Annotated in this window: 11 protein-coding genes; 2 read left to right on the top strand and 9 right to left on the bottom strand. The window is 69.0% G+C overall.

The annotated features are described in order from the left end of the window. Positions 1–11: 11 nt before the first annotated feature. Positions 12–1,463 carry an NAD(P)/FAD-dependent oxidoreductase gene (locus ACTHL4_RS08425; protein ID WP_440282301.1) on the bottom strand — a complete coding sequence of 484 codons (1,452 nt, stop codon included), beginning with the start codon at positions 1,461–1,463 and terminating at the stop codon, positions 12–14. 206 nt (positions 1,464–1,669) lie between these two features. On the opposite strand from ACTHL4_RS08425, the gene ACTHL4_RS08420 reads away from it, so the two are divergent. Continuing rightward, positions 1,670–2,479 (top strand): FHA domain-containing protein, encoded by an 810-nt coding sequence (locus ACTHL4_RS08420; protein WP_440282300.1) that lies wholly within the window; start codon positions 1,670–1,672, stop codon positions 2,477–2,479. Between the two features lie 91 nt (positions 2,480–2,570). Beyond that, positions 2,571–5,105, top strand: a complete 2,535-nt coding sequence (locus tag ACTHL4_RS08415; RefSeq protein WP_440282299.1) for an FHA domain-containing protein — start codon at positions 2,571–2,573, stop codon at positions 5,103–5,105. 9 nt (positions 5,106–5,114) lie between these two features. Here the strand turns inward: ACTHL4_RS08415 and ACTHL4_RS08410 are convergent, their stop codons facing one another. The 8 genes from ACTHL4_RS08410 to prfB form a co-directional block, all read right to left on the bottom strand. Further along, a complete protein-coding gene (locus ACTHL4_RS08410) occupies positions 5,115–5,942 on the bottom strand; it encodes an ABC transporter permease (protein WP_440282298.1) in 828 nt (275 codons plus the stop codon). Continuing rightward, positions 5,939–6,916 (bottom strand): ATP-binding cassette domain-containing protein, encoded by a 978-nt coding sequence (locus ACTHL4_RS08405; RefSeq protein ID WP_440282297.1) that lies wholly within the window; start codon positions 6,914–6,916, stop codon positions 5,939–5,941. The genes ACTHL4_RS08410 and ACTHL4_RS08405 overlap by 4 nt, the downstream gene beginning before the upstream one ends. Next, positions 6,900–8,042 carry a LolA family protein gene (locus ACTHL4_RS08400; protein WP_440282296.1) on the bottom strand — a complete coding sequence of 381 codons (1,143 nt, stop codon included), beginning with the start codon at positions 8,040–8,042 and terminating at the stop codon, positions 6,900–6,902. Before ACTHL4_RS08400 ends, ACTHL4_RS08405 begins: the two co-directional genes overlap by 17 nt. Before the next feature lie 61 nt (positions 8,043–8,103). Continuing rightward, positions 8,104–8,616 carry an SsrA-binding protein SmpB gene (gene smpB / locus ACTHL4_RS08395; RefSeq protein ID WP_440282295.1) on the bottom strand — a complete coding sequence of 171 codons (513 nt, stop codon included), beginning with the start codon at positions 8,614–8,616 and terminating at the stop codon, positions 8,104–8,106. 205 nt (positions 8,617–8,821) lie between these two features. Further along, positions 8,822–10,126, bottom strand: coding sequence for a peptidoglycan DD-metalloendopeptidase family protein (locus ACTHL4_RS08390; RefSeq protein ID WP_440282294.1), 1,305 nt, complete (start codon positions 10,124–10,126; stop codon positions 8,822–8,824). A 10-nt stretch (positions 10,127–10,136) separates the two neighbouring features. After that, entirely contained in the window at positions 10,137–11,060 is a 924-nt protein-coding gene (gene ftsX / locus ACTHL4_RS08385) for a permease-like cell division protein FtsX (protein WP_440282293.1), read from the bottom strand. Positions 11,061–11,064: 4 nt separating this feature from the next. After that, the gene (ftsE, locus tag ACTHL4_RS08380) at positions 11,065–11,814 is read right to left on the bottom strand and encodes a cell division ATP-binding protein FtsE (RefSeq protein ID WP_440282292.1); all 750 of its coding nucleotides are present in this window, start codon (positions 11,812–11,814) and stop codon (positions 11,065–11,067) included. A gap of 378 nt (positions 11,815–12,192) precedes the next feature. Then, positions 12,193–13,308 carry a peptide chain release factor 2 gene (gene prfB, locus ACTHL4_RS08375; protein ID WP_440282291.1) on the bottom strand — a complete coding sequence of 372 codons (1,116 nt, stop codon included), beginning with the start codon at positions 13,306–13,308 and terminating at the stop codon, positions 12,193–12,195. Positions 13,309–13,424: the final 116 nt, after the last annotated feature.

Below are 13,424 nucleotides of genomic sequence, written 5' to 3'. Positions count from 1 at the left end.
TCCGGCGCCGGTCAGGAGGTGGCGTCGTCGCCCTTGCGCGCACGCTCGGGCAGCGGTCGTCCGACGCCCAGCTCGACCCGCGGGTTGAAGTCGTCGCCGAGCTGCTGCAGGGCGAGGCGGGCGAAGATCTGCTGCTCGGTCGCGGTCCGCTCGCCCCGCGAGCGGCCGAGGAAGGACACCGCCCAGTGGAAGAAGGTGGTGATCTGGCTCTTGAAGCCGATGATGTACCACAGGTGCACGGCCAGCCACATGACCCAGGCGAGGAAGCCGGACAGCCGTAGCTTGCCGACGCTGGCGACCGCGCTGAATCGGGAGATGGTGGCCATCGAGCCCTTGTCGAAGTAGTGGAAGTGCGCGTCGGTGGCCTCGCCCTTGAGCCGGTGCACGATCTGTTTCGCGGCGAACTTCCCGCCCTGTATGGCGACCTGTGCGACACCGGGCAGGTTGTCCAGCGAGATCATGTCCCCGACGACATACACCTCGGGGTGGCCGGGCAGCGTGAGGTCGGGGTTGACGCTGATGCGTCCGGCCTTGTCGAGGTCGGCGCCGGTCTGCTCACTGAGAGTCTTGCCCAGACCGCTGGCCTGCACACCGGCCGCCCAGACCTTGGTGAGCGCCGGCACACGCTCGGTGCTGCCGTCCGGTGAGCGGTATTCGATGCCCTCGGCGTCGACGTCGGTGACCATCGCGTTGAGCCGGACGTCCACGCCGAGCTCGGTCAGTCGCTGCTTGGCCTTCTTGCCGAGCCGCGAGCCGAAACTGCCCAGCACCTTGTCGGCACCGTCCAGCAGGATGACGTGCGCCTCCTCCGAGGCGATGTGCCGGAAGTCGCGTGGCAGGGTGCGCCGGGACAGCTCGGCGATCTGGCCGGCCATCTCGACGCCGGTCGGGCCGGCGCCCACCACGACGAAGGTCATCAACCGCTCCAGGTCCTGCTCGCGCCCCGAGGCGGCGGCCAGCTCGGCGAGTTCGAAGGCGCCGAAGATCCGTGCCCGCAGCTCCAGGGCATCGTCGATGCTCTTCATGCCCGGGGCGAACTCGGCGAACTGGTCGTTGCCGAAGTAGGACTGACCGGCGCCGGCGGCGACGATCAACGAGTCGTAGTCATAGGTCGTCTCGACGGTGAGCGCGGTGGCCGTCACGGTGTGCGCCTCGAGATCGATGTCGTGGACCGTCCCGAAGGCGACCTCGACGTTCTTCTGCTTAGCCAGCACCTCACGGGTCGTCGGGGCGATCAGGCCCTCGGACAGGATCCCGGTCGCGACCTGGTAGAGCAGCGGCTGGAAGAGGTGATAGGCGGTCGAGGAGATCACCGTCACGTCGACGTCCTCGCCGGCGAACTTGCGAGCGGCGAAGAGACCACCGAAGCCCGAGCCGATGATGACCACCCGGTGCCGATCGGTCGGCAGGTGTCCATGAGCGGGGCGTGGGGTGTCCTGCGGGGTGTTGGCGGAGACGGTCATCAGCACCTGCCTTTGTCGATGAATTGCGGCGAGACGTCGAGAGGCTGCGACGAAACGAACTGCGACGGGTCGTGTGGATGGCTCCTACCCGCAAGGTTAGTGGAGGCAAACCGGGCGGTGGTCGCCCCGGGTTACGCTGGGCGCCAGTGCGCGTGGCGTCCGTTCGGCCGCGCTCCCCCGCAGATGTCGCTTGTATGGAGGCTTCGATGAGCAACCCGCACGACCCTTCGCAGCCGGACCAGGGCCAGCAGCAGTGGGGTCAGCCTGCCCAGTCGCAGCCCGCCCGGATCGACTGGCAATCCGACCCGGCGCGGCCGGATCAGGCGCCCTGGCAGGGTCCGGCGGCATTCGCCCCGCCGGCGTCGCCGCAGCAGGAGTCACCGCAGCAGGAGTCGCCGCAGCAGGAGTCAACGCGGCAGGAGTCACCACAGCAGGAGTCGCCGGAGGCTCCCCAGCAGTTCACGCCGCCTCCCGGGCACGACCAGCCGTGGGTCTCCGCCGGCACCGCACAGACCGCGCAGGAGGTGGCCGAGCACTGGCAGTCGTCGCAGGAGGCCGCGCAGGGCGCGCCGCCCGCGCCATACCCGGCGCCGAGCGCACCGGTCGCCGAGCACTACCAGCCGCCGGCGCCCGACCAGCAGGCACCGCAGCAGCAGTGGCCGTCGTATGACGCCCCGGCAGCCCCCGCATCTCCGGCACAGCAGGGCGGGCCGATCAACGAGGCCGCCACGGTCACGACGCCGGCGGTGGAGGAGCCGGCGGATCAGGAGCCCGAGGCGCTCACGATCGGCCGCGGTCGCGGCAACTCGATCGTGCTGGACGACATGCTGGTGTCCCGGCAGCACGTGCGGATCACCGCCGACGCCGATGGGCTCGTCCTGGAAGATCTCGGCAGCCGCAACGGAACCTACGTCAACGGGCGGCGCGTCGAACGCACGCACCTGTCCGAGGGTGACCGCATCGGCATCGGCGCGGCCACGTTCGAGGTCCGCGACGGCTGGCTCCTCAATGTCTGAGCGACGCGGCGTCCGGCGGGCCGGATCTCGGTAGGGTGCAGCCCGGGAAGGGACGCAGCAGCGCTGCGCCGCATCGACATACATGGGGGCAGTGGCCATCGCTACCAACTTCTCCGTCAGCGTCACCTGTGAGGGGCGCACCGTCACGGTGGGCGCGGGCCGCACGGTCGTGGTCGGCCGCGGCCTCGACTGCGACCTGGTGATCACCGACGCCCTCGCGTCGCGACGCCACGCAGAGTTGCACCTGGACGGCACCCAGCTGACCGTCACCGACCTCGGCAGCTCCAACGGCACCTTCCTGGACGGTGCACGGATCAGTGCACCCGCGCCGGTCGGGCCGGGCAGCATCCTGCGCATCGGCGGTGCCGCCGGACCGCAACTGCAGTTCGCCGCGACACCGGCCCGCGCCGCCGTCCGGACCCCGCAGCCGGCCACCGCCGCCGTGTCGCCCGGTCAGCTGCCCGCCGCCCGGGCGCGCGTGGCGAGCCAGCCGCTCCCGACCAGGGTCACGAAGCAGCGGGTGGCGTTGCCGTCGTCGCCGAGCAACACCGGCGTGGTCTTCGAGCGCTACTCGTTGCCGAGCGGCCCGCTCGAGCAGCGCGCGCCGCTGGACCGGTCCGGCCGTGCCACGGTCACCGGCTCCACACCGCAGGTGATGCCGGTCGACGCCGGCCCGGCGAGTGGCCGCGGCGGCGCGATCACCATCGGGCGCGGCCTGGAGAACCAGATCGTCGTGGACGATCTGCTCGCCTCCCGCCAGCACGCTCGACTGGTCCCCGCGCGCGGCGGGTATGACGTGCAGGATCTCGGCAGCCGGAACGGCACCTATGTCAACGGCCAACGCATCATGGCCGCCCATCTCGGGGAAGGCGATCTGCTGGCGGTCGGCCACCCCCGCTTCACGGTCCGCCAGGGGCAGTTGGTCGCCAGCGTCGACGAGGGCGACGTCAACTTCGTCGCCAACCACCTCAGCTTCACCCTGCCCGACGGCAAGAAGCTGCTGGACGACGTGTCGTTCGCGCTCGAGGGCTCCAGCCTGCTGGCGATCATCGGCCCGTCCGGTGCCGGCAAGTCGACCATGCTGAAGGCGCTGATCGGTTCGCAGCCGGCGACCGAGGGCGAGGTCTACTACGACGGCCGGGACCTCTACCAGAACTTCCAGGACCTGCGGCACCGCATCGGCGTCGTCCCCCAGGACGATGTGGTGCACCGGCAACTGACCGTGCAACAGGCGCTGCGTTTCGCCGCCGAGCTGCGCTTCCCCGACGATCTGCCGGCCGAGCTGCGCGAGCGGCGGGTCGATGAGGTGATGGACGAACTCGGGTTGACCGCGCACGCCCACACCAGGGTCGACAAGCTGTCCGGCGGCCAGCGCAAGCGCACCTCCGTCGCGCTGGAGCTGCTGACCCAGCCGTCCCTGCTCTTCCTCGACGAACCGACCTCCGGGCTCGACCCGGGGTTGGACAAACAGGTGATGCAGACGCTGCGGCAACTGGCCGACGGCGGCCGCACGGTCGGCGTCATCACCCACAGCGTCGCCAACCTCAACGTCTGCGACAAGGTGCTGTTGCTGGCGCCGGGCGGCAAGGTCGCCTACTTCGGTCCGCCGAACGAGCTGCTGTCCTTCTTCGGCGCGGTCGACTTCGCCGACGTGTTCACCTCCGTCACCGCCGACCCGGACGGTGCCCAGCGGCGCTTCAAGGAGTCACCGCTGGAGGACGAACAGGTCGAGGGCCCGCTCAGCGCGCCGCGCCGGGAGCCGCCGCCGCTGGAGAAGCCGCCGCGGCAGCAGAGCATCCCCTCCCAGCTGTCCACCCTGGCCCGGCGGCACGTCCGCGTCATACTCGCCGACCGTGGCTACTCGGCGTTCATGCTGGTGCTGCCGATCGCGTTGGCGCTGGTCGCGATGCTGGTGCCGGGCGACTTCGGCCTGCAGCAGCAGCCGCCGATCGGCAAGGGTCCCGGCCAGGTGCCCTTCCACACCACCGAGCCGTTGCAACTACTGGTCTTCCTGATCATCGGTGCGGTGTTCATGGGCACCGCGGCGACCATCCGGGAGCTGGTCGGTGAGCGGGCGATCTATCACCGGGAGAAGGCGGTCGGGCTGTCGCCGCAGGCCTACCTGGCCGGCAAGCTGACCATCTTCGGCGTGCTGACCCTGCTGCAGTCGATCCTGATGGTCGCCCTGGTGAGCATCCGCAAGCCGATGCCGGACAGCGCGGTGCTGCTCGGCTCGCCGATGGTGGAGATCATCGTGGCGTGCTGGCTGACGGCGTTCGCCGCGGCTTCGCTCGGCCTGCTGCTGTCGAGTGTGGTGATGACCTCCGAGCAGGCCATGCCGGCCCTGGTCATCTCGATCATGGCGCAGTTGGCGTTGTGCGGCGGGCTCTTCCCGGTGGGCGGCCGAGTCGGGCTGGAGCAGTTCTCCTGGCTGACGCCGGCCCGTTGGGGGTATGCCGCCTCCGCCGCGACGACCGACGTCCGCAACATCCTGGCCTCGCAGACCGACCCGCTGTGGAAGCATTCCTCCGGCGTGTTCGTGCTCGAGATCGTGATGCTGCTGGTCCTCGCCGCCGGGTATGCCGCCATCACGCAGTGGCGGCTGGCCCGCAAGGTCGTCGACTGAGCCGAGCCGTCAACTGGTGATGTCCTTGCCGTCGAAGCGGGCCCAGGCGGCCAGCAGGAACACCACGGCATAACCCAGCGCGAGCAGCAGACCGTCGCGGATCCCGCTGAAGTCGGGCGGATTGCGCATCAACTCGGCGAACGCCGTCCAACGATGGACCAGCAGCCAGGGGTGCAGCCAGGCGATCTGCGGGATGGCGTCCAGCACCCACATGGTCGCTGTGACGATCATGACCGCGACCGTGGCGGCGATGGGCTGCTCGGTGAGGGTGGACAGGAAGAGGCCGAGGGCGCCGAGCGCGCAGAGCCCGACCGCGACATACAGGGCGGAGATGAGCAGCCGCCACAGGCCGATGCCGAGCGAGATCCGGTCACCGGACAGCGTGGTGAGCGGTCCGGTGCCGAACAGCAGCACGCCGACGAGGGCGCTCACGATCGTCACGGTCAACGCGGCGATGAACGAACCCGCAACGATGCCAAGGTATTTGACCACCAGCACCCGGGTCCTGCCGGCGGGGACCGTCAGCAGATAGCGCAGGGTACCGGCGTGCGCCTCACCGGCGATCGCGTCACCGGAGACCATGGCTATCGCCAGCGGGAAGAAGAGCGTCAGCTCGAAGGTGAGCGCGGCGAAGGCCAGGAAGACTCCGTTGCCGACGATGTCGTCCACGAAGCTGGGCGGCCCTCCCCCGCGCGGGTTGCTCTCGGTGAGCCGGACCGCGACGCCGAGACAGATCGGCATGGCGGCCAGGACGAGCAACCCGGCCTGGTTGCGGCGCCGCCCCATGATGAGGCGCAGCTCGGAGCCGAAGAAACGCAGTAGCGGGGTGTGGGTCATGCGCGCACCTCGAAGCCCTCGCCGGTGAGTGACACGTAGAGATCCTCCAGGCTGGGCCGGTCGATGGCGAATCGGCGCAACCGGACACCGGCAGCGCCGAGCGCCGCCGAAAGGTCTTCTGCCGGTTGACCTTCGGGTATGCCGGTGACGACCTCGCCGGTCGCGTGCAGGCCGGCGACCCCGAGGCCGTCCAGCACCTGCAGCGCCTGCCGGGCGTCCGGAGTGTGCACCACCAGCTGCGCGGTCTGGGTTGCGCGCAGCTCCTCGATGCTGCCCTGCGCGACGAGCCGCCCGGCGCGCATGACACCGATGTGCGAGCAGATCTGTTGGATCTCGGCCAGTAGATGGCTGGAGATCAGGACCGTGATGCCGTCCGCGGCGAGGCTGCCGACCAGGTGACGGACCTCCCGGGTGCCTTGGGGGTCGAGTCCGTTGGTCGGCTCGTCGAGGACCAGCAGGTCGCGCGGTGTCAACAGCGCCGCGGCGATCGCCAGGCGCTGCTTCATGCCCAGTGAGCAGGCCCGGAACCTTTTGTGCGCAGCCGGTTTCAGCCCCACCCGGTCCAGCGCGTCCTCGATGCGCTGCCGACTCGTGGCCGCATCGGACCGGGCGTCGGCCGCGTCGAGGCGACGCAGGTTGGCCCGGCCGGACAGGTGCGAGTGGAATGCCGGGCCTTCGATGAGCGAGCCCACGCGGTGCAGCGCCGTGGTCAGTTGGGCGGGCATCGGATGGCCGAGGATCTCGTGGCTGCCACCGGTGGGTGCGACCAGGCCGAGGAGCATCCGGATCGTGGTCGTCTTGCCTGAGCCGTTCGGTCCGAGGAAGCCGTAGACGCTGCCGGCCGGGACCCGCAGGTCGATGCCGTCCACCGCTCGCTGCGAGCCGAAAACCTTCGTTAGCCCGTGGGTTTCGACGGCATACGACTCGTTCGGCAGAGTGCCGGGCGCGGCAGACGGGTCAGCCGAGGGCGGCATACAAGGTGGCCGGTTGGACCGCACCGACGGCGAACCGTCCGTCATCGGTGATGACCGCGCTGAAGAGTGCCGTGTCGAGCAGGTGCCCACGGCCCCAGCTGCCGGAGACCTCGGGCAACAGCTTCAACGCGCTCTGCAGGCTCTGATCCTTGGTGTTTGCAGTCGACTTCGCCGGGATCGTGCCCACCAGCACCGACGACCAGCCCGTGCCGACGACGTGCGGCAATGCGGTGGCCGCAGGCTTGCGCAGCGCCGGGTGCCGCACCGTGTGCGGCGCGGCCATCAGCGACTTCGGCGTGGTCACCTTCGCGCCCGGCGGCGGGGTGAAGTCGAAGCGGCTCGCGGGTGGGGCGGTGAAGCTGATGGAGCTGAAGCCGACGTTGATCGCCGGTTTGCCGGCGCCGCGGGCGAAGACCTCGGCGCGCAGCGGGATGTGGTGGCGGGCATCGATCGCGATCCGGATCGAACCGATCTTGGTGGCGGCGGTCTTCGGCCGCAGCACCAGCTCGTATGCCGCCTGCCCGGCGACCCGGTCGTTGCTGGTGGTGCTGACCGCAGTGGTCGGGTCGAGCATCGTGAGCACCCAGCGGGCGACGCCCTCCGGGGTGCGCAGCTGCGCAGCGTTCGGGGTCGAGCTGCCCGGGCGCGTCGCCGGGCCGTGCGGCAGCCCCCTCTTTCCGGCGAGTGGCCCGCCCTTCGGCGGTGCGACGTGCAGCACCGACGTGTCGGCGCTCTGCCAGACCCACAGCCCCTTGTCGTTGGTGATGACATCGGTCTCGGCGGACTCCCCCAGCACCGCGACCCGGCTCTGCCGGCCGCCGTCATACCAGACCTTGGCGGTGTGGGTGCCGCTCAGCAGGGTCATCGGATCCGTCGGGTTGCTGCTGCCCGCGGTCGGCAGCTCGGGCAGCCCGAGCGACATCGTGGCGGTGACGGTGCCGGACAGCGCGACCGGCTGGGCGCGCTGCAGATCGGTCAGCAGCTGCGCGGCGGTGCGCGGCGGCAGGTTGGTGGCGGCTTCGGCGGGCCAGTGCGCGGCGAGCTGGGAGCCGGCGACGATGGTGGCGAGCGCGGCCCCCGGTGCGATCCAGCGCAGCCAGGGACGGCGGCTGTATGGCGCGTTCATTCACCGAGCATAAGTCGCCGGCCTGGGAGAATCATCCCTCCTCAGGATGATCCTGCGTCGGTCAGCGGGCCTGGCTGTGCGCCCGGCGCACTGCGCGCGACATCGCGCGCTCGGCCTCGCGGTTGTCCTGCCGCTCGCGCAGGGCCTGCCGCTTGTCGTACTGCCGCTTGCCCTTGGCCAGCGCGATCTCCACCTTGACCCGGCCGTTCACGAAGTAGAGCGACAGCGGGATCAACGTGTGCCCGGCCTCGTTGCTCTTGCCGAGCAACTTGTCGATCTCGTGCCGGTGCATCAGCAGCTTGCGGCGGCGGCGCGTGGCGTGGTTGGTCCAGTTGCCGTTGATGTATTCGGGGATGTGGACGTTCTCCAGCCACAACTCGCCGTGCCGCTCGTCGGCATACCCGTCGACGAGGGAGGCGCGTCCCATGCGCAGACTCTTCACTTCGGTGCCGGTCAGCACGAGGCCGGCCTCGATGGTGTCCTCGATCAGGTAGTCGTGGCGCGCCTTGCGGTTGCTCGCGACGACCTTCTTGGCCGGCTCGTCCTTGGCGGACTTCTTCGCTTTCTTGGCCATGGGTCCAGTCTACGGAGCGGTGGCAACCCGGTTTTGGTCCGGCGGCTTCGCGGCGCGCTTCCCGACTATGCCCATCGCGGGGTATGCCGCGCGATCGGCATACCCCCGGCTCATCGCAGCGTCCCGACTATGCCCATCGCGGCGTATGACGCGCGACCGGCATACCCCCGGGTCGGCGCAAACCGTCGGATCGACAAAACGTCGGCTAGGAGATGTACGGGATCGGGTTGACCCACCGACCGTTCGCCATCACGCCGAAGTGCATGTGACAGCCGGTGGAGCGCCCGGTCGTGCCGGAGTAACCGATCAGTTGTCCCTTGCTGACGTGCTGGCCGGTGTGCACGACCGCGGCCCGCTCGAAGTGCGCGTAGTAGCTGGCGATGTTGGCGCCGCCGATGTACCCGTGGTCGATCAGCACGAAGTTGCCGCCGGCACTGTCCCAGCCGGTGCTGGCCACGGTGCCGCCCCGGGCCGCGTGCACCGGGGTGCCGCACGGGTAGGGGAAGTCGTCACCGGCGTGCAGCATGCTGATGTGCAGCACCGGATTCACCCGCATACCGAAGCCGGAGACGATGGAGCCGATCGCGCCCGGCGCCGCCAGGACGCCGCCTCCGGACGAGCGTGCCACCGGCGGCGTGGCCACGCGGGTCGCCGTCTCGCGCTTGCGCTTGGCCGCCTTCGCGGCGGCGATGTTGCGCTGGCGGATGATCTCCGCCAACCGCGCGGACTCCTGCTTCTGCTTCTTCAGGTTGGCCAATTCGGTCTTCTTCTGCGCGGCGAGGGCATTGCGTTGCTTGGTCTGCGTCTTCTGCAGGGAGACGACGGCGTTGCGCGCGCTGGTCGCCGACTGCTGCGCCTTCTGCGCCGAGGTCTGCGCATTGGTCGCTTTGACGGTCAAGGTGGCGATCCGCCTTCGTGCGGCGCTGAGCCGGTCACCGGCGGCGGTGCCCTTGGCCTGCTCGCTGGCCAGCGTGCTCAGCACGCCACCCTGCTGCCGCATCACCATGTCGGCGACGGACAACTTGGTGGTCACGTCGCCGTGGCTGGTAAGGATGTTCAGCGTCAGCTGCAGATTGCCCAGGCCGCCGGACATGTAGCTCTGCCGGGCGATCCCGCCGACCAGCACCTTCGACTTGGCCTGCGCGGCCTTGTTGGTCTGCAGGGCGTTCTCGTTCTTGCTCTCGTCCGCCTTGGCGATCGCCAGCTCCGAGCGCATGTCGCGCAGGTGGTTGTTGGCCTTGGTGAGCGCGGTGTTGGCCGCGGTGAGCTTGTGCTGGGCCGAGGCGACCTTCTTGTTGGTCTCGACCAGTTGCTTGTTCACCTTGACCAGCGCGGCGGACGTGTCGTCCAGGTTCTGCTGGGCGGCGGCGACCTTGCTGTCGGACTTGCGCTTCTGGTCGTCGACGTCGGCCGATGCCGGAGCGGCGATGACGGTCGCCATGACGGCGACGGCACAGGCCCCGGCGATCAGCCGGCCGCGGGACAGTGGGCTGCGGTGGGTGGACGACATACGTGGCTCCTCAAACCCTCAGATAACGACGCAAGGTGATCCACGCCGTGGCCAGGGCGATCACGATGGCGCCGGCGCACAGCCAGGGCGCGAAGTCCCAGACGTCCCCGGTGCCGATCATGCTGACCAGATTGCCGGTTGATGATCCGCTGCTGTTGAACAGGCCCTCGACGCCGTAATGCACCAGGGCCCAGAGCAGCCCGACCGCGAAGGCGGCGCCGACCAGCGTCGCCAGCAGGATTTCCAGGACGAACGGCAGGTAGATGACGGTCGAGGACGCACCCACCAGCCGCATGATGCTGACCTGCCGTCTGCGTGTGAACGCGACTTGACGGATCGTGGTGGTGATCAACAGGATCGCGCAGATCACCATCACGACCGCGAGCGCGACCGCGCCGACGCTGATCACGTGCAGCAGCTTGAAGAAGGTGCTCAAGACGCTGCTCTGGTCACTGACCGCCTCGACACCGGGCTGGCCCTCGAAGGAGGCGACGATCTCGTTGTACTTGTCCGGGTCGGACAGTTTGACCCGGTATGACGAGGGCATTGCGTCGGCGCTGATGTCCGACAGATAGGGGCTGTTGCGGAACTGCTTCTTGAAGCGGTCGTAGGCCTGCTGCTCGCTCTCGTAGTAGACGTGCTCCACCAGCGGTTTCATGCCGTCCAGCTGGCTCTTGACCTGGTCCTTCTGTGCCTGGGTCGCGGCACCGTCGGCGCAGGACTCGGCCTGGGTGGACTGCGGGGTGCAGAAGAAGATCGAGACCTGGACCTTGTCGTACCAGAAGCCCTTGGCCACACTGACCTCGCGCTGCGCGAGCAGTCCGGCGCCGAGGAAGAACAGCGAAACCATCGACACGAGCACGACCGAGACGATCATCGAGGCGTTGCGGCGGATGCCGTTGCCGACCTCGCCGAGCAGGAATGTCAGCCGCATCGGATCAGCCCTCGTCCCGCTGCAGGGCGCGGGCCGCGCGTTCGGCCTCCAGTTCGCGCATCCGGGTCTGGTCCGCGGCGTAGCCGCCACGCTCCTCGTCGCGGACCAGCACGCCGTCCTTCAGCTCGATCACCCGCTTCTGGAAGACGTCGACGATGCCCTGGTCGTGGGTGGCCATCACGACGGTGGTGTCGGTCTTGTTGATGCGGTCGAGGACCTTCACGATCTCCGCGCTCGTCTCGGGGTCGAGGTTGCCGGTCGGTTCGTCGGCCAGCAGGATCGGTGGCTTCTTGACCACCGCGCGGGCGATCGCCACCCGCTGCTGCTCGCCGCCGGACAGCTCGTGGGGCAGCCGTCCCGCCATACCATCCAGGCCGACGAGGTCGAGCGTCTCGGGCACCAGCTGCTTGATCTGGTGGCGTTTGCTGCCCAGCACTCGCAGCACGAATGCGACGTTCTGGTAGACGGTCTTGCCCTCCAGCAACCGGAAGTCCTGGAAGACCACGCCGATGTCGCGGCGCAGCGTGGGGACCTTGCGGTCCGGCATGGGCACCAGGTCGCGCCCGGCGACGAGGATGGAGCCCGCGCTCGGCGTGATCTCGCGGGTCACCAGTCGCATCATGGTGGACTTGCCGGAGCCCGACGAGCCGACCACGAAGACGAACTCGCCCCGATCGATGTCGAGGCTCACGTCGTCGAGCGCTGCGGAACTGCCCGCGGCATACCGCTTGGTGACGTGTTCGAATCGAATCATCTGAGAGGGGAAGCCTTTTCGCAGGGGCAGTTCACTGGCCGCAACACCGTATGCCGCCACCCGCGCGGGATCGGTCAGGCGCGCCCGGGAGTCACAAATTCCTCAGCAGTGCTCAGAGATCTCAGGCTTGTGCACAACCGGCAACGGTCGCCGGTTCGGACCGGAAAACACCCTCCACGCGTACACAACCAGCAACGGTCGCCGATTAGGACCGGGAAAACACCCTCCACGCGTACACAACCAGCAACGGTCGCCGGTATCGGACCGGTCCGGCCGCCCGACCCGCGCACAACCGGCAACGGTCGCCGAATGGGACCGGGAAAACACTCTGCCGGCGTACACAACCGGCAACGGTCGCCGGTATCGGACCGGTCCGACTCACTCGGCGGCGGATTTCTCCTGGCTGCGCTTCCAGCGGATGCCGGCCTCCATGAAGTCATCGATGTCGCCGTCGAAGACCGCATCCGTCTTGCCGACCTCGTGCTCGGTGCGCAGGTCCTTGACCATCTGGTAGGGGTGGAGCACGTAGGACCGCATTTGGTCGCCCCAGCTGGCCTTGATGTCGCCGGCGAGCTCCTTCTTCTCCGCGGCCTCCTGCTCGCGACGGATCAGCAGCAGCCGGGACTGCATGACACGCAGGGCAGCGGCACGGTTCTGGATCTGCGACTTCTCGTTCTGCATCGACACGACGGTGCCGGTCGGGATGTGCGTCATCCGGACCGCCGAGTCGGTGGTGTTGACGCTCTGGCCGCCGGGGCCCGAGGAGCGGAAGACGTCGATCTTGAGCTCGTTCTCGGGGATCTCGATGGAGTCGGTCTGCTCGATGAGCGGCACCACCTCCACCGCGGCGAACGACGTCTGCCGCCGGCCCTGGTTGTCGAACGGGCTGATCCGGACCAGTCGGTGGGTGCCGGCCTCGACCGACAGGTTGCCGTAGGCGTAGGGGACGTTGACCTCAAAGGTCGCCGACTTGAGGCCTGCCTCCTCGGCATACGAGGTGTCCATGACCTTGGTGGGGTAGCCGTGGCGCTCGGCCCAGCGCAGGTACATGCGCATCAACATCTCGGCGAAGTCGGCGGCGTCCACGCCGCCGGCGCCGGCGCGGATGGTGACCACGGCCTCGCGCTGGTCGTATTCGCCGTTGAGCAGGGTGCGGACCTCCAGCTCACCGACGGCCTTGCGCAGGTCGGTCAGCTCCTTGTCCGCCTCGGCGAGGGTGTCGGCGTCGTTCTCCTCCTGCGCCATCTCGACCAGCACCTCGAGGTCGTCGATGCGCTGGTCCATCGTCTCCACGCGCTCCAGCTCGGCGTTCGCCCGGGACAGGCTGCTGGTGACCTGCTGGGCGTGCTCGGGGTCGTCCCACAGGTCGGGCGCGGCGGACTGCTGCTCCAGATCGGCGATCTGGGTGCGCAGGGCGTCGAGGTCGGTCACCCCACGGACGGTGTCCATGGTCGTCCGCAATGCCTTGATCTCGACAGGAAAATCGGTAGCCACAACGTCACAGCGTACGGCGTGAGGTCCGGTATGCCGACGGCGCGGCGGCGCCACCGGCCGCCACGGGCCATCCGGCTCGGTCGCGTGCAGCGGCACGGCGCCGGGCACGGGCTTCC

Origin of the sequence: Flexivirga sp., from assembly GCF_051955415.1 — a bacterium.
Taxonomy (GTDB): domain Bacteria; phylum Actinomycetota; class Actinomycetes; order Actinomycetales; family Dermatophilaceae; genus Flexivirga.
This window is presented reverse-complemented; position numbering and strand designations above follow the sequence as displayed.